Raw genomic sequence first — 15,432 nt, 5'->3', positions numbered from 1 at the left:
CTTTTTTAAGAGATATTCAACAGCCGTAAATCAAAAAACAAAACCGCATTAGGCCCAATCTTACTGCGATTTCCGCGCTTTCCCCAAGCCAGCTCAGGTGGCACAACCACTTCCATGCGCGAGCCCAAAGGCATCAGTTGCAGAGCTTCGCGCAACCCATCAATCGCTTGCTCTACTTTAAATACCTCAGATTGACCTTCTCGATAGGTATCGGAGATAACCGTGCCATCTGCAAGTAATAAACGCTGCTCAATGGTTACCGTATCCCAATCTGTTGCTCGTTGATCCGAGTCTGTCAGCTCAACAAAACGATAAGCCAAACCTGAATCCGTCGTTTCTACGCCGGGTTTTTGCAGGTATTTATCAATAAAGCTCGCGCTATTTTTACGATTTTGACCTGCACTGCCTTTGCCTGCTTTTTTTATTTGTTTTCTAGCCATAGCTAATCTTAATTTTTATCTACTTTTTTGCTCAATGCCACGGCAGCAATACCGCCTAATATGAGTACAGCCGAAATAATAAAACGCCAACCCAATGGTTCGGCCAACAGTATAAATGCAACCACGGCTGTAATAAGGGGCACAGATAATTGTGCTACCGCAGCTGTTTGTGCTTTTAACTTGGGCAAAACGCTATACCACAGAGCGTAAGCTAAAGCCGAACACACCGCGCCCGAAGCTAAGGCTAGAATAATGCCCCACTGTGAGCTGTGTAGTACGTGCCCAGGAACAAGCAGCAATAAAAAACTTAAAGGCCCCGCCAACATAAACGCGAGAGCGCTGTCACTGATCGCATCCTTACTGCCTTGCCCAAGTAAACTATACGCAGCCCATGCCACACCACTGCCTATCATCAACAGCGTTGAAACTAGAGGGAATTGCAAAGAAAACGGGTTACTCAAAATCACTAAACCCGACAAGGCCAAAGCAAAACCAAGGTATTCATACAAACCAAAGCGCTGCCCTTTAAACCAGACAAACGCAGACATAGCTAGCTGTACAGAAGCAAATAACAATAACGCGCCTAAGCCTGCATCCAAGTTGATATAAGCAAAAGAAAAACAGGTCGCATACGCTAGAAGCGTTAAGGCCGAGGCCAAATTGGCTGCTGAGCAAGATAGTTGTTTTACCGAACCCCGCCAAAGCACCAACAAAAATAAAACCACGGCCCCCGAACACAAGCGCCAAATAGTAAAACTGGCAGGGTCGATTAACTCACTTTTCAGTGCTGCTCGTACTAATAGGCTATTTGCGGCAAACCCCATTAAGGTTAAGCAAAGCAAAAACACTAATGAAGCCTTCATAAAACGGAAACTGCTATAACGTTAATCAACAAGCGTTTTACCTTCCGGTTGAGCCAACTTTTTGAACACCAACATACGATTATTAGCTGGCATAGGGTGGTCACAGACAAGACTTAAAGCCACTTGCTGCGCGCACGTAACAGCAGCTTCTTGATCTCGAATACCTTGGTGCGGAGCTTGATCTTTTAACCACATATCAAAACGAGCATTGCTCTCACTGCTATAACAGCCTTCATAGTTAAAAGGGCCATAAAGAGCAAATATACCGTCTTCGGGTAAAAGCTCACCCACTTTGCGAATCATGTGCTGAGCTTGTGGCCAACTCATAATATGAGCCGTATTTGCACTAAATACGGCATCAAAACCCGTCGGCCAACACGAGTCCTCAACATCAAACACTAACGGCGGCAAAATATTGGGGCTGGCATGGCTCGTTAACCAGAGCTTTAAGCCATCTTGATACGCGGCTCTATCGGCAGGCTGCCATGTAAGCTGAGGTAATTGTGGCGCAAAAAAAACGGCGTGCTGACCCGTGCCGCTGCCGATTTCCAATACCTTAGTACTCGGCGCAAAGGCACTGCGCAAAATACGCAGGATAGGGCTTTTGTTGTTTTCACAGGCCTGACTAAAAGGCAGGCCATCATGTGGCTGATCTTGCTTCATGGATGTTTAAGCTGACGGACAAAAGCCTAGCATGCCATAGAAAAGCCCTGACCCCTAGAGAGTAGTAGTCGACTACCAGATTAGGCGGGTTCGCACACCAGCAATAATGGCACTGTCCTCGGTGCTATTAACTGGATTTTGTACGTATTGGATATCTGGAGTTAACTCCCACCCAGGAAGCAGCTTCATAAAATAAAACAGCTCCGTCGTAACTTGCTTACTATCTGCTTTAGCATCTGCCCAGTTAATGGCCAAACCTAAATTATTGCCTTCTTTACCTAAACCGTAATACGAAAAGCCCGTACTCACACTTTTATCAAAACCAAGAAGCGCGCCTTTATCAGCCCAAGAAGCCCGTACAAACGGCAGCCATTGGCCAAGCATTTTTGATGCGCTTAAATTGACACCGCTGTCTGCAGCTTGACCAAGCGTTTCGCTTTTATCCGCGTCCCAAAGCGTCACGTGTACGTTATCAACAAAAATATTATCTTGAGAACTGGTCCAGCCTAAATCAACACTTTTGAAATAGTGTCCATCATTAAAGAACGAGTCAAAACCATCTAAGGGCTTTGTGGGATCACTCTCCATATCGGTCACCCCACCAATAATGAAAAAGTTGTCACCCAACATGGTCGCACCCGCAACACCTAAAGCAGCATCATTAGGCAGGGCCATTGTGATATTACCCGTACTGAAGGCAAAGTTTACAAATCCTGTCCACGGACTCGCCACTGCATAGACATCGGTATAATCAGTCACATCCAACATACCAGCAATAACGGTCGAGCGTCCGTCGTTAAACCTTTGCTTCCAATACAGGTTAGTTAGTCGTGTTCCTTGATCAGAAAATACGGGCGCTTCTAAACCAAGAACACCTGCATTAAATGGTAAAAAGCGAGGTTCGGTATCGGTATAGCTGTGTCTATGCTCTGCCTTCCACACTAAAGCCCCATTATCTATCGCCGCCCATGAGCCGTAAAATCGAAACATACCACCACTGGCACTGTCGTCAGCATCACCCAAGGCCTCATCCAAGCCCATCGCAAGCGCCGAATAATCCGCAGCTAACAATAAACCCTTGTCCGCCATGCGATCTTTAAAGGGTCTTTTGGTGTTTTTATTATCTTCATTAATTCGGTTATTGACCTGCTCGGCACTACCAAACTGTGCATCTTGCTCTGCAAAAGCAAAAGAGGAGATCGTGCCTACAACGGCAGCACTTAAAAAAGAACGATAAAAAACTGATGATTTCATAATGAATCCTTTAAAAATCAAACCTTAGATACCTAATAACGATATGTATAAAAATGCTCTTGCTAGAGGCTTTCGTAGTATAAGAATCTCTGAATCATAAAAAAGCCCACCATATTTAGGCGGGCCTGAAAGAGTAAAGTGCATTGAGCTTATTGCTAAAACTAAAGCTCGTTTTTATATACCTTTCCGTCTTTCATAATCAAATCGAGTTTATCTTCATCCAAAATAAGCTCGATATTTTCTAGAGGATTACCATCCCACAGTAGAATATCGGCATAAGCATCCTTTTTAATCGTTCCTAAAGCATAAGTGGGATAAGGATCCTTAGGGCCTGACCACTTCAGAACAATACCCGCATTACCCGTCCAATGTTTAAGTGCTTGTGCTGGAGAGAAACCCGCTTTTACATTACAAGTAAGGTCTTCTTTGATTCGACCAACAAGTCCAGGTGTAAACATATCTGAGCCGCCAACAACAAACATATCGTGTTTGTTCATCCACTTACTCACATTACGTGCACCCTTACCAACGGCAACACCTTTTACTTTTTGTTCATGAGTGAAAAACGCAGGCATGCTGTCGTAGTCACCAAAACTATTAATGCTCATAAAACACTGGAAAGACCAAACAATATCTTTATCTTTACGATATTTTTTTGCCATACGTTTTACTGTAGGTTCATCAATCAAAAAACCATGCTCAAATGAACGAACACCAGCATCAAGTAAACGATTATAAGAAGCAGTATGGTAAGCATGCGTGGCAACATAGGTGCCATTATCAGCAGATATCTCTACCGCACGATCAACTTCATCTTGAGCAAGCCCCATAATTTCTAACGGATCAAACTCACTGGCAACACCACCGCCGCCCATAATCTTTGTGAACGCGGCACCGCGTCGCATATTCATACGCACTGCGCGAGTGACTGCATCTGGGCCGTCAACAACCCAGGTATTTTGTGATGCTTGCGCAATATCTCGGTGATTATGCAAATCTTGTGAAGCGATATTCCTACCAGCCCAATCTCCATGGCCACCTGTTTGAGAAATAGCCCCGCCTGAAGAGTAGACTCGCGGCCCAGGTAAATAACCCATATCTATGGCTTTGGCTAAATCCAGAGGGTCACCCGCAATATCGCGAACAGTAGTAATACCTTTCATCAACATGTTTTCTTCCATGTGATGAATAGCAAATGCGCCACCAGCAGCTTCATCCCAGCGTGTTTGATACGCGGCCGTACCCTCTGGTGGATTCAACATAACATGCTGGTGCATATCAATCAGACCGGGCGTTAAAGTTCTCCCTTCACCATCAATAACCTCTGCATTAGAAGCTTCTAGCGCAGGCCCCACCTCAACAATATGGTTACCCTCAATTAATACACTTTGATTAGCTATAAGCTCTGGACTAAAACCATCAAAAATATTGACGTTAGTAATAAGCACACGTTTAGGGGATTCAACCGCTGCCGCTGCCGCCTGAGCAGGCGCTGGAGCCGCAGAAGATATAGTTGCACTGATGCTCAGTGCGATCGCAGATATAATAGTTAACTTGCGAAAAGGCATAGCATACTCCTTGATGCTTTTAGGATCGGGCATATAAATAGGTGTTAATTTTTGTGAAATGGCTTGTACGAAGCGAATTTATAAACGTATCACATTATGTTTTAATACTTTTTTTGCAGTGACCATTTTGCGCCAACAAAGCGTTCCAACCGACCATTTTACGCCAACATTCGGATTGCGCTGGATATGATACGTTTTGCACAAACTACCGCCGAGCAAGTCTGGCCATTTCTAGACTTCACCCACTCTCTTGGCCGCCACATAAATAACCTTATAAATAATATGGGCTTACCTCAGCGTTTATTAACTGATGGAAGCATTAAGTTAAGCACACATTTAGTCTATGAGTTTATTGCTGCACTCAGCCACAATGAACAGTTGCCAATGCTTGGCTGGCAAAGTGGCTTCCACCAAGGTCCTATAGCATTTGGCTCTTTATCTAAAACCGCATTAAAAAAACCGACTTTGGGCACTGCTCTAAATTATTTAGTGAAGCAAGTTGAGCAAGGAGCTTCACACGCTAACTTCTTTTTTAAAGAAGAAAACGACCATGTCTTTTTCTGCCACGTAGGCGGTGTACCTGTTAAATCTAAAGGTTACGTGCATGTTGAATCTTATGTATTGGCCGTCATCTGGTCCTTTGTTCAGCTCACGCAAATACAGCTAGAAACACCTGTGAAAATTCGAATGAGAAGTACGGAAGAGCTGATCATACCGCCATGCTTTGAACTTGACCGGCAGGGCAGTTCGTACTCAGCCATTTCTATTCCTAAAGCATTATTAGAAAAGAAGATTTATCAAGAAGCCATCCCAACTCAACCCCCAACAAACAGAAGCATTGAAAACCTACCTAAGCTAGAAGCATGTAAAAATCGGTACCCAAGTCTAGAGTTAATGATTGAGATTTTACAAGCTTATATTGGTGATCCAAACGGACTACCTTCTATTGAACACATGACTCGAATTTGTAACTGTTCCAAACGAAGCCTACAAAGAGAGCTTGCCAATATACCTATAACTTATACCGGTTTAATCACTGATATAAAATGTGAAACTGCAAAATTCTACCTAAGCGAAGGAAAAGACATTCATTTAGTATCCAGAATCTTGTCCTATAAAAATCCTACACATTTCAGCAGGGCTTTTAAAAAGAATCAACAGATTAGTCCGAAAGAATGGGTCAATAAAAAAACCAAGATAAATACAAAAGAATATGCCTAAAATACCTTAGTATCTTAGGCATATAATTATAGAACTGCTATTTCCAAACACTTCCCCATACACGCATCATGTTTCCAGCGTAAATCTTTTGTAGATCTTCGTTGCTATAACCGCGCTTCCATAGCTCATCAGTGACCGCTGCAATATATTTAGATAACTCTCCAGCACCAGTTGCGCCTTTATCCATTGCTTTAACCATATAACCATCATCGTCATAAGAATTAGCATTAGCACTAGCAAATCCCACAATAAACTGCTCGGTAAACATATCATCGGTAGCAATACCCACATGATCTACGCCTACTAACTTAACGTAATAATCAATCATATCTGCACCTTGAGCAGGAGTGATATCTTCTGGCCAAATGCCATCCATCATCCACTCCGTGAAGGTTGGGCTTATTACACCGCCAGTTTTGGCAGCAAGAAGAGCTTGTTCATCGCTAATATTTCTATAGCAACCAGTTTTACTCGCTTTCTTTTCATTTTTATATAATCCCGACGGCAAAGAGTGCGAGTAAATCACAGGTACACCTGGGTGATTCTTTAATACATAGTTTGTCGCATCCAGCGCCGTTTTTTGACCAACATGGCTTAGGTCAACGACAACCCCCTGTTTAACCATCTCATCAATCAACTCCTGACCCTTGTTGGTTAAACCACGGTCGCGATCGCGATACGCCTCTATCACGCCATCGCCATAACGGTAAGTACCATTGTAGGTAATTTGCATGCTGCCTAAGCCCATTTCACGAAGAAGCGCTAACTTACTTAAATCACCATCCAAAATAGTTGGCGTTTGGCTATTCCAAACCACTGCGTACTGGCCTTCTTTATGAGCTCTTTCTATGTCTTCAACATTTTTTACAAAACTGTATCTATTAGGCGTTTGCAACATCGTACTACGCCAAGTTGCATGCTCTTTTCTAAACTGCTCAAAAGTAAAATAGGTTGGTGCTAGAGTCGCTGAGGCTCCTGTAATGCCCGCATCGTGCGCACGATTTAAATAGTCGTGTAAGTGCTCCGGCTTATTCCAGCCAACACCATACGGAGAAGCAAAGAAATCCATAACAATGGTATCTTTAATAAACTGCTTCGCTTTAGCTGAGGCCTTCCACGTTTTGGAGTTGTCACTAGCAAACGTCTGCCCAACCAAACAACCGGTAATTGCAGTTGCTAATGCTACTTTCTTAAAAATGCCTTTCATCTCCTGCTCCTTAAATGCACTTAATTTTTTGTAGGGATTGTAAAATTATCTCGAAATTGTTTAGGGCTAACGGACGTCGCTCTTTGAAATGCTCTAGAGAAATTAGATTGATGCAAATACCCCAAGTTATCGGAAATTTCTTGCATGCCCATAGAGCTGCCAAGCAACATCTCTTTCGCCATCCGAACCCGAATATTTTCTACCGATTCTGCATAGCTTAAACCCAACTTTGCCAACTTGCGCTTGAACGTTGCTAAGCTCATACCAAACTCGCTAGCTGCTAATTCTTGGCTAATACGGCCTGAGCGTACGTGCGACTCAAGATAGTTTTCAATATTTAAACTACCAAGTTTTAAATCTCTATCTTCGTCAGCCGTCGTCGCTTGCCGCTCATTTTTTGGGCTCATTGCCAGCACATCATTGGAAATTTCAACGGCGGTATACGAAGCCCCCCAAGTTATATCAATGGTGGCCCAAGCATTAGGCAAACTAACTGGTTCTTTATGGCTATAAATACTGATACGTTTTGGCAACCAATGTTCACCAGCAGCTAAACGTATGATTTGTATAAACACCAGCAGCATATACTGCTCGGTTTGCCAGTTGGGATGAGACAAACCAAATGCGGGCTCACGTATTAAATAATGACTAGGTTCTTCTTTATTCCTATCTAGGCGATAAAAACAAGTGCTGGACTCCGACTGTACACCTTCAAAAAAATACTCTAATAACAAGTACAAGCTCGGTGCCAATGTCATCCTATAACCACCTAAACCTTCCACTGACTCCACAGGGAACTGTTCCGCACATTCAAAGCCAAAATGAGGATTTTTTAGAAATTTAGCGACTTCCTCTATAAATGCCCACGCCGAGTATTCACCTACTAGGGCATCGTCATTATCAATAGCATGCAGGGGTAAACCAACGGCAGTCGCAATTTTTTCAATCGGCGCAGAGTATCGCTTCGCCATAGATAGAAAAGGCTTTAGCTGATTGGCTTTGAGGAGGTGCAGGTCTTTTGATGCTTGCTTCATTAAACGGGTACTTTCCCTAGCACAATATTCCCCAAGCATTCATTGCTTAGCGAGTGCAAGTAGTCACAAATCAGATGAGCTGATCAGCACCTAAGGTATTTTTCGAATAATTTTGCCTAATGTACTTACAAGGGTCTAGCAACAAATCAATTTGAGCCAAAATGATAAACAATCACCCTTATTTTTGTATGGGTACTAAGCGCTTTTTCTCCGTATCTGATGATGTATTTTTATAATTAACTAATCGCCTTACTTAATGCTTCAAACTTTGCGGCATCATCATCAACAAAACGCACAGTGAGTTTTAACTTACTTGTATCAGGGCGATTTTCTGCGGCAATAATGGCGTGCACATACGCGTTTACTCGCGCCAGAGCGTTACCTTCAGCATCACTGATATCAACACTGACTTGATCAAAAAGAGAAGGGATATGCTCTGCTCTATCAACAAGGCCATTGATGGCTTGCAAGCTGAGCTCACGTACATCGCAATTTAATGAATATTTAGCAAAGCGCAAAACTGCTGAGCCGTTGAAGCTGTTTTTGCTGACTGCCGCTTTTTTTGCCACCGGCTTTTTGCCAAAACCTGCCGCCTCTTGAATCACTGTCGGTTTTATCTCGCCCTTTTTTTTCACTGGCGCTGCCGTAAGAATATCGGCCGAACTTTGCATAGATGCGGCCCCCGCTTTTTTAGGCGGCCTATAACCGACGCGCTTGAGCTGCTTAATCACTTTTTTGTGCAGTTCATCTGGGGTAAACGGTTTACTTAGGTAGTCACTGACACCAGCTTTAATGGCTTCAATGACAAATTCCCTATCACCGCGACTGCTCACCATAATGAAGGGAATCTGTTTAAAGTCATCTTGTTCACGCAGCCACTTTAGGAATTCTGCGCCGCTCATTTCGGGCATTTCCCAATCGCTGAGAATAAGCTGTGGCTGTTTGCTCTTTACTAGAGAACAAGCGCGACGACCGTCAGCTGCCTCGTGTATTTCCAAGTCAGGAATCAGAGGCCTTAGGTTACGTTTGATGGTGTCTCGTACAAAACTGGCATCATCGACAACCAGTACTTTAAAGGGCATGCGCTACTCCTTGCGAAGCAGCACACTCGCCGCTTCTTATTCAGCCTGATCTCGAGTAAATACAGGCTCCTGAGGCTTGCTTAGCGCTTCGTTGTAGCGATAACCCGCCACATCAAAGGACATAAGCTCTTCCGCCTTCGTCAATCTATTCTTAATAATATAGGCGCTCATCAAGCCTCTTGCCTTCTTTGCGTAGAAGCTAATGATCTTGTATTGGCCGTTTTTGAAGTCTTTAAACTGCGGGGTAATCAGCGGCACACTTAGGTTTTTCTTTTTAACCGCTTTGAAATATTCATTGGAGGCTAGATTCACCAAACACTCACTGCCATTAGACTTGAGCTGCTTGTTCAAAGCCTCCGTGAGCTGGTCTCCCCAAAAAGCATAGAGATCTTTACCTTCGGCATTGGCAAACTTGGTACCCATCTCCAGCCTATAGGCCAGCATTAAATCAAGCGGGCGCAGCAAACCATAAAGACCGCTGAGGATGCGCAGATGATCCTGAGCAAACGCTAAGTCCTCATCACTTAAGTTATACGCGTCGAGGCCGGCGTAAACATCACCGTTAAAGGCAAAAACAGCCTGGCGAGCATCTTTGCCTTTAATTGGCTGAGCCCAAGCCTGAAAGCGGTCGTAATTTAATACACCGAGCTTGTCGCTGATACCCATTAAGGTGCTGACATCATGCGGAGCAAGCTGCTGTAGATCGTCAATTAAGCGCTGACTTTGATCTAAGAACTGAGCCTTGGTGGATTTCTTAGTGGGAAGAGCACTGTCGTAATCGAGGTTTTTAGCGGGGCTAATGACACAAAGCATAAACAAGATCTACTGGTAAAAAGGCCCATTATAAAGCAATGGGACTCACTTAGAATCAGAGGCCTTGGTGGTAGGGTGGTTTGATCAAGGCTCAGCGACATGCGACTCCATGGAAGTAGGAGTTAGAGCAACGCAGGAGCTGTTGCCGAGAGGTCGCTGCGCAGCCCCATGACAAAATGCCTGGAGCATTTTGTACCGCCCCTAGGCGCCCGAAGGGGGAAGTACATGAAGGTACTTGCGTATATGGGTTTACGGCGTCTTGAGAAAGCCACCCTACCACCAAGGCAGACCTACGAAGCTCATACCAATAAGCCCAGCTACTTATACTTCATATAGGTCAAGCCCGGCGCCATCACTAAACGCCAAGCCAATGCGGTCTCGTCTGTAAATTCATCGTCGTATTTTGCAACCGTGTCGATCAAGGCGTCCATCCACATATCGTAAAGATGATTGGAGATATCCACTTCTCTGCCACGATGACGCTCCACCATGCGCTGCATATAATCATCGGCATCACCCGTCGCGTAGAAAACCAGTAGATGGTAGAAGCTCTTTTCGAGCATGCTGCGCTGCTTTTTCATATCCGTTTTTCTGAATTTATTACGGATCTCCGGCGAACGACCTAAAAAATCCATGTAAAAAGCATCAAAAAAGTCGATATTACCCTGTTTTGCTGTGCGCACTCTCTCATAGCTTTGATCAAACAAAGTTTCAAAGGTCGGTGCTGTTTCCATACTCTGAAGTGGGTTCATCGCAGTCCTCGCGAGGTTAACCCATTAGTTATAGTTGAACGTAACTATTTACCAAATGAGCTAAGTCAAAGGGAGAGCAAAAAAGGGATATAGTGAGGAGCAAAGAGTGCTGTTAACAGGGCACATAAGATCAAAGATGCAGAAGCCCACGCTGCACTTTGAGCACTACGTGTTGCCAAGGTCGCTGCGCCAAGGGCGTGGCTTTGAGCCCCAATAGCAAACCCCAAAACACGTTCATCATTGAGCTCCCAGAATGATAACCACCACTGTCCTAAACCTGCACCAGTAAAACCTGCAATCATCACACATAAAGCAGCTAGTGAAGCTTGCCCGCCCATTGCTGCACTTGTTTCCATCGCAACTGCAGTGGTGACATTCAAGGTGCTTAAGCTGAGGATGGTCTCTGTAGGAATCGCCAATAAGCGAGCAAGCAAAGTAATAAGGCTTAAAGAAATAATCACAGAGAAAAATGAGCAGGCAACTAAGACCTTCCAGTGCCGTGCAAATAGGCGCAATTGTTTGTACAGGGGGTAACCCAAAGCCACCACAACCGGTTCAACTAAGGAACCAAAGACCTGTGCTCCTTGCCAATATCGAGCGTAATCGATACCCAAAAATAGTAAAATGGCGACGATCGTTGCAATACTCAACAAAAGCGCATTCATCCACGCTTGCCCACTGCGCTCTTGCAAAGTGCGCCAAGCTAAAAACACCACAACTGTCAGCAGTAGCATAAGTGCAGGATCGAGCCATTCACTCATCACGTTGGCTATCCCGATCAAGCGGCAACAAAGCCTTTGCCAGTCTTGCTACCAACAACAAGCTCAATAAGGTGCTCACACAACCGGCAAATACTAGCTTCCAACCCACTTCTGCCAATAAAGCACCGTATTCAATAACGCCTACGCAAATGGGTAGGAAAACGAGCGGCATATAACGCATCAGCCAAGCAATAGGCTGCTCACTCTCTTTCACATTCAATAAAGGCGTGGCCAATAAGGCAGCAAAAACCAGCATACCCCATAAGGAAGAGGGCAATAAGGCAAAGTGAGCATTGATATAGCGACCAATAAACAAGCTAAGCGCTATCGCTAGAGCAGTTAAAACAAAGGCCTGCAACTGCTTTGTGAAAGGCTTAGTGATCACTCTTCTTTATCGAGCTCTAACCACCAATTTAAAGGTGTTGTGCCATCGGCAGGGTCGTACACATTGCCATAAAACCAAGCACTTTGTGTTTTCTCACCAATGTGGCGATTTAAGGTAGCCTCAATTTCTTTAAAACCGCAACTTACGTGAATACTAAAGACCATCATTCTGTCGTTACTGTAGTCGAGCTGACCACCCAATTTCTCTAAAGCACCTAAGAGATTGTCTTTCATTTCATCGATTTTGACCCGAGCAAACACCCGTATAGCGATGTTGCCGCTGTGCCTTAACAACTCAAAGCTATTGTCTTTTTCGTCATAGGCTATTTCATCACCCGATGCCAAGCCTTGAACGAAAGCAGGGCTCTGTACAACAATAAAACTCTTATCTTCTGTTGGTTTAACACGTATATCTTCAACAACATTTTCACCATCGGGTCGCTTTCCGGCAAAAAGGCCAATAACTTTTAGTTCACTCATTTTCTCTGTTCACTTGTTACAATTACGGCAATTTTACGTTAAAGCCGCCATGCATGATATGGCGATCAACCACTGCCGAGGGAACCCGCTGTGTTTCGCGTTTTTTTTATTGTATGCATTATTGTTTTGTTTCAAGCCTGTGCCGTTAACCCTGTGACTGGGGAGCGAGAAGTCTCTTTAGTTAGTCATCAAGAAGAAATCTCTATTGGTGAGCAGCACTACCTAAGCTCACAACAGCAACAAGGTGGAGTCTACTTGGTCGATCCTGAACTCAATCGTTATGTGCAAGAAGTCGGCGCCAAGCTCGCCGCAGTGAGCGATCGTAAAGACCTACCTTATGAGTTTGTTGTATTAGATAACGACGTGCCTAATGCCTGGGCATTACCTGGTGGCAAGATTGCGATCAACCGAGGCCTGCTTGTACATTTAGATGATGAGGCTCAACTAGCCGCCGTTATGGGCCATGAAATTGTGCATGCTGCAGCACGCCACGGTGCACAGAAGATGACTCAACAAAAAATGATTGGGGCCGGTGCCGCAGCGGCAACCTTTGCCGCCGGTGACAGCGAATACGCGCCCTTAATTGGCGGTGGTATTATGGGTGGCGCAGCGCTCTACCAAGCACATTACGGCCGCAGCCAAGAGCTAGAAAGTGACAAATACGGTATGAAATATATGGTAGCCGCAGGTTACGAGCCTCAAGCCGCTGTTGAGCTGCAAGAAACTTTTGTAAAACTATCGGGCGGCGCTAAAAGTGATATGTTCAGCGCCTTACTAGCCAGCCACCCGCCTTCGCAAGAGCGTGTAGAAAAAAATCAACAAATGGCGAATAAACTACCCGCTGGTAAGCGCTACCGAGACAGATATCAGAAAGCGACCAAACAAATTCGTATCGATGCGCCAGCCTACAGTAAACACATTGCCGCCTCACAAGCCGCCAGTAAAAAAGATTGGGGCCAAGCTCAAAAGTTGGTAGCAGAGGCAATTAAGTTACAACCCAAAGAGAGTTTGTTTCATATTACTCAGGGTCAATTTTATATGGCCCAGCAACAGCCTCAAAAAGCGGAAGCAAGCTTTCGTAAAGCCAGCCAGCTTAATCCTCAGTATTTTGCCAGTGAGCTTGGGTTGGGTGCCGCACTTGCAACACAAAAGAAAGACAAAGAAGCCAAAAGCGCTTTGTTAAAAAGTGTAAAGCTATTACCGACCCAAACCGCCTACTGGCAACTTGGTGGAGTTGAAGAGAGAGCTGGAAATAAAAGCAAAGCTATAGAGTACTATCAAGCTGTTGCTCAAGCGGGGGGGGAGCTGGGTAAAGCTGCTACCGCTAAACTAGGGAAACTTAATCCGGCTCAGTAGTTTCATGGCTAGGGCCCTCAGGCAGGGCTCTAGCTATTAGCAAGCATAGTTACCATCATCTCGACGCGCTTCACATTCCTTGCGGATATTCTCACAGGCAGTAACACGACCGGGGGAAGTAGGACTTTTACGTACACATTCCGCATTCTTTTCTGAAAGCTCAGCATTGCTCATTTTTTGCATTTTTCCTTCACACGCACTTAAGCTAATGGCGCATAAAATTGCAATTACCGCTGCAGCCGTTTTTTTCATTCTTCTTCCCCTTTTAAAGCTATAGCTGTCTTTTACTATATTCGTACATAGAGAGTGCCCTAATAACCTTGGCTTATATCAGTTTAGTCGAGCATAACGTAGCTTCCAGCTATTCTTGCTCTAATTATCAGCCAAAAAAAAGCCCACAATAATCATTGTGGGCTAATAAGCTTACTTTGGGGGAAGAACAAAACAATAAGTAGGGAGAACTAACTGTCTTGCTTTATATGACTAAGCCTTGTCGCTTTAGTTCAAAATTATTTTTACTCTTCTAAAAATAAATTCAGGCTTTGTCTAGAAGCAAAAAAAAACGCCCCTAAATTAGGGGCGCCAAAGGAAGAAACATTACAAGGGGTTTGTCTTAGAACTTAAGTTCTGTACCCAAACCAAGGTATGAAGATTCAACATCAGCAGCGCCGTCTACGTACTGATTATCAGTGTAGTAAACAAAGGTTTTGAATTTCTTGTTGAATTTGTAGTCGACACCAAGGCTATACGTTTGGCCGTCTTCTTCTTTAATGTCTGAGTTACCTGCTTGTACTTTGAAAGCCCACTTGTTTGGAGCGTACTGAGCAGACAACACATAACCGTCTACTGAATCAGCGTCACCTTCTTCCATTGTTTCGTATAAAACACCAAACTGGAAACCAGCAACTTTATATTGAGCAACTAAACGCGCAACATCAGCTTCTTCAGATTCAACACCTGTGTCGTAAGCAGCCGCTAGGTAAAGACCGAAATCCATATCAGCAGTGATTGAACCAGAGAAACCGTTATCTACGTCTTCATCTTCAGATGCAATAACAGCACCGTTTAAAGAAACTACGTCAGCAAATTTAGGCGTGCTGTACTGAACGATATTATCAGGACGATTGTCGTTTACAGTGATGATGTGCTTGATATCACCTTCTAGATCGTTGAATAGATCAACTTTCTTTTGAGCAACTTTCAAAGGCGTATCAAAGATACCCGCTTTAGCAGTACCAAAACCACCTTGTAAACCAACAAAGGTATTACGCTGAGTGATGGTGTTGCCATCTTTACCAGCAGTGCCGTCATCAGCAGCTACTTCAAATTCGATTTGGTAGATACCTTTAAGACCAGTGTCTTCGATATCTAGCTTACCTTTAACACCCAAGCGTGAAGCATTGCTAACAAGCTCTAACTTGCTGCTATCAGCTTCGTCTGCGTTTTGAAGCGCAACATTAACTTTACCGTAAACGGTAGGTGATTCAGCATATGCGCCAACGGTAGCTAGTGCAGCAACTGCAGGGATTAAACTAATTTTCTTCATTATCACAC

At 44.2% G+C, this 15,432-nt stretch carries 17 protein-coding genes; 2 read left to right on the top strand and 15 right to left on the bottom strand.

The genetic code is table 11. The annotated features are described in order from the left end of the window. Nucleotides 1-5: 5 nt before the first annotated feature. From AB1S55_RS04405 to AB1S55_RS04385, 5 genes are all read right to left on the bottom strand, one after another. Nucleotides 6-440 (bottom strand): FKBP-type peptidyl-prolyl cis-trans isomerase, encoded by a 435-nt coding sequence (locus AB1S55_RS04405; protein ID WP_370980577.1) that lies wholly within the window; start codon nt 438-440, stop codon nt 6-8. 8 nt (nt 441-448) lie between these two features. Continuing rightward, nucleotides 449-1,303 (bottom strand): DMT family transporter, encoded by an 855-nt coding sequence (locus AB1S55_RS04400; RefSeq protein WP_370980576.1) that lies wholly within the window; start codon nt 1,301-1,303, stop codon nt 449-451. Between the two features lie 21 nt (nt 1,304-1,324). Further along, nucleotides 1,325-1,966, bottom strand: coding sequence for a DUF938 domain-containing protein (locus AB1S55_RS04395; protein WP_370980575.1), 642 nt, complete (start codon nt 1,964-1,966; stop codon nt 1,325-1,327). A gap of 72 nt (nt 1,967-2,038) precedes the next feature. Further along, complete coding sequence (locus AB1S55_RS04390; protein ID WP_370980574.1) at nt 2,039-3,220, bottom strand: carbohydrate porin; 1,182 nt, start codon at nt 3,218-3,220, stop codon at nt 2,039-2,041. 161 nt (nt 3,221-3,381) lie between these two features. Beyond that, nucleotides 3,382-4,788, bottom strand: coding sequence for an amidohydrolase family protein (locus AB1S55_RS04385; protein WP_370980573.1), 1,407 nt, complete (start codon nt 4,786-4,788; stop codon nt 3,382-3,384). Nucleotides 4,789-4,974: 186 nt separating this feature from the next. On the opposite strand from AB1S55_RS04385, the gene AB1S55_RS04380 reads away from it, so the two are divergent. Then, nucleotides 4,975-6,009, top strand: a complete 1,035-nt coding sequence (locus AB1S55_RS04380) for a helix-turn-helix domain-containing protein (RefSeq protein WP_370980572.1) — start codon at nt 4,975-4,977, stop codon at nt 6,007-6,009. Between the two features lie 37 nt (nt 6,010-6,046). On the opposite strand, the gene AB1S55_RS04375 is transcribed toward AB1S55_RS04380, so the two are convergent. From AB1S55_RS04375 to AB1S55_RS04340, 8 genes are all read right to left on the bottom strand, one after another. Next, complete coding sequence (locus tag AB1S55_RS04375; protein ID WP_370980571.1) at nt 6,047-7,216, bottom strand: dipeptidase; 1,170 nt, start codon at nt 7,214-7,216, stop codon at nt 6,047-6,049. Between the two features lie 20 nt (nt 7,217-7,236). Then, a complete protein-coding gene (locus AB1S55_RS04370) occupies nt 7,237-8,250 on the bottom strand; it encodes a helix-turn-helix domain-containing protein (protein ID WP_370980570.1) in 1,014 nt (337 codons plus the stop codon). A 236-nt stretch (nt 8,251-8,486) separates the two neighbouring features. After that, nucleotides 8,487-9,332 (bottom strand): response regulator, encoded by an 846-nt coding sequence (locus tag AB1S55_RS04365; RefSeq protein ID WP_370980569.1) that lies wholly within the window; start codon nt 9,330-9,332, stop codon nt 8,487-8,489. Nucleotides 9,333-9,368: 36 nt separating this feature from the next. Beyond that, nucleotides 9,369-10,145, bottom strand: a complete 777-nt coding sequence (gene yaaA / locus AB1S55_RS04360; RefSeq protein ID WP_370980568.1) for a peroxide stress protein YaaA — start codon at nt 10,143-10,145, stop codon at nt 9,369-9,371. A 317-nt stretch (nt 10,146-10,462) separates the two neighbouring features. Continuing rightward, complete coding sequence (locus tag AB1S55_RS04355; RefSeq protein ID WP_370980567.1) at nt 10,463-10,897, bottom strand: globin; 435 nt, start codon at nt 10,895-10,897, stop codon at nt 10,463-10,465. Nucleotides 10,898-10,962: 65 nt separating this feature from the next. After that, nucleotides 10,963-11,658, bottom strand: coding sequence for an LrgB family protein (locus tag AB1S55_RS04350; protein WP_370980566.1), 696 nt, complete (start codon nt 11,656-11,658; stop codon nt 10,963-10,965). Then, nucleotides 11,651-12,043 (bottom strand): CidA/LrgA family protein, encoded by a 393-nt coding sequence (locus AB1S55_RS04345; protein WP_370980565.1) that lies wholly within the window; start codon nt 12,041-12,043, stop codon nt 11,651-11,653. Before AB1S55_RS04345 ends, AB1S55_RS04350 begins: the two co-directional genes overlap by 8 nt. Further along, a complete protein-coding gene (locus tag AB1S55_RS04340) occupies nt 12,040-12,522 on the bottom strand; it encodes a DUF4265 domain-containing protein (protein WP_370980564.1) in 483 nt (160 codons plus the stop codon). Before AB1S55_RS04340 ends, AB1S55_RS04345 begins: the two co-directional genes overlap by 4 nt. Before the next feature lie 90 nt (nt 12,523-12,612). On the opposite strand from AB1S55_RS04340, the gene AB1S55_RS04335 reads away from it, so the two are divergent. Next, a complete protein-coding gene (locus AB1S55_RS04335; protein ID WP_370980563.1) occupies nt 12,613-13,878 on the top strand; it encodes a M48 family metalloprotease in 1,266 nt (421 codons plus the stop codon). A gap of 36 nt (nt 13,879-13,914) precedes the next feature. On the opposite strand, the gene AB1S55_RS04330 is transcribed toward AB1S55_RS04335, so the two are convergent. Together AB1S55_RS04330 and AB1S55_RS04325 are read right to left on the bottom strand one after the other, a co-directional pair. Beyond that, nucleotides 13,915-14,130, bottom strand: a complete 216-nt coding sequence (locus AB1S55_RS04330) for a hypothetical protein (RefSeq protein WP_370980562.1) — start codon at nt 14,128-14,130, stop codon at nt 13,915-13,917. Between the two features lie 361 nt (nt 14,131-14,491). Next, a complete protein-coding gene (locus AB1S55_RS04325) occupies nt 14,492-15,424 on the bottom strand; it encodes a porin (protein ID WP_370980561.1) in 933 nt (310 codons plus the stop codon). Nucleotides 15,425-15,432 lie beyond the last annotated feature (8 nt).

It is taken from the genome of Agaribacterium sp. ZY112 (genome assembly GCF_041346925.1).
GTDB lineage: Bacteria > Pseudomonadota > Gammaproteobacteria > Pseudomonadales > Cellvibrionaceae > Agaribacterium.
Note: the sequence above shows the minus strand (reverse complement) of the source record. Positions and strands in the feature narration are given on the sequence as shown.